The 917-nt window shown below is 67.9% G+C and carries 1 protein-coding gene; it reads right to left on the bottom strand.

The window, feature by feature from the left end; genetic code table 11:
• Positions 1–252: 252 nt before the first annotated feature.
• Positions 253–917, bottom strand: a 665-nt coding sequence (locus DVK07_RS19770; RefSeq protein WP_147441260.1) for an ABC transporter ATP-binding protein, incomplete at its 5' end; no start/stop codon positions are given.

The following is a 917-nucleotide window of genomic DNA, read 5'->3' as shown; positions in this document are numbered from 1 at the left end:
GTCGCTGCCGTCGCTGCCGTCGCTGCCGTCGCTGCCGTCGCTGCCGTCACCGCCGTCACCGCCGCAGCCGGCAAGGGAGACGACGGACGCCGTCGCGACCGTCGCGCCGCCCGCTCGTTGCAGGAAACCGCGTCGTGAAGTGTCTGTGGTGTCTGGCGACATACGCCGAGCAGTATATCGGCTAGCTAAATAATTCTGGTGGAGCGACAGGACGAGCCCCCGAGGTGGGGCCTCGGCGGAACGGTCGGGCGGCTACGCGCCGTCGGGGCGCTCGTCGTAGAGGTGACACGCCGCGGGATGGCCGCTCTCGTCGAGCTGGGGGTCCTCCCGCTCGCAGACGCTCTCGAACGTCTCGCGGAGCGTCGCCTCGGCCTCGTCCCACCGGTCCTCCTTGAGGAGTTCGAAGGACTCGGCTACGGCCGACCGAGGCTCTCCCGAGAGCGGCCCGTCGAAGAAGTACTCGAAGAGCTTCGGATGCTCGCCGCCGTCCGCGACGGCGGTCGGCGCCGACTCGTCCTCGATCCGGACCTCGGACTCGATGGCGTCGAGGTCGATGTCGCCGGACTCCAGGCGCTGTCGATAGAACATTACCTCCCGGTAGCGCTCCTGGTCGATATCGAGGTCGTCCGGGGGGATGACCGACGGGCACCGGGTCCGGAACCGACAGCCGGAGGGCGGGTCGATCGGGGACGGAACGTCACCCTTGAGGATCGTTCTGTCGTCGGTGTCGGCGAGGGGGTCCGGTTCCGGAATCGCGGACAGGAGGGCCCTGGTGTAGGGGTGTTTCGGCGTCTCGAACAGCTCGTCCGTCTCGGCGACTTCGACGATCTCGCCGAGGTACATCACGGCCACCCGATCGGAGATGTGTCGGACGACGCTCAGGTCGTGCGCGATAAACCGGAAAGTGAGGCCGAACT

It is taken from the genome of Halorubrum sp. Atlit-26R (assembly GCF_003666015.1).
Classification (GTDB): Archaea; Halobacteriota; Halobacteria; order Halobacteriales; family Haloferacaceae; genus Halorubrum.
Note: the sequence above shows the minus strand (reverse complement) of the source record. Positions and strands in the feature narration are given on the sequence as shown.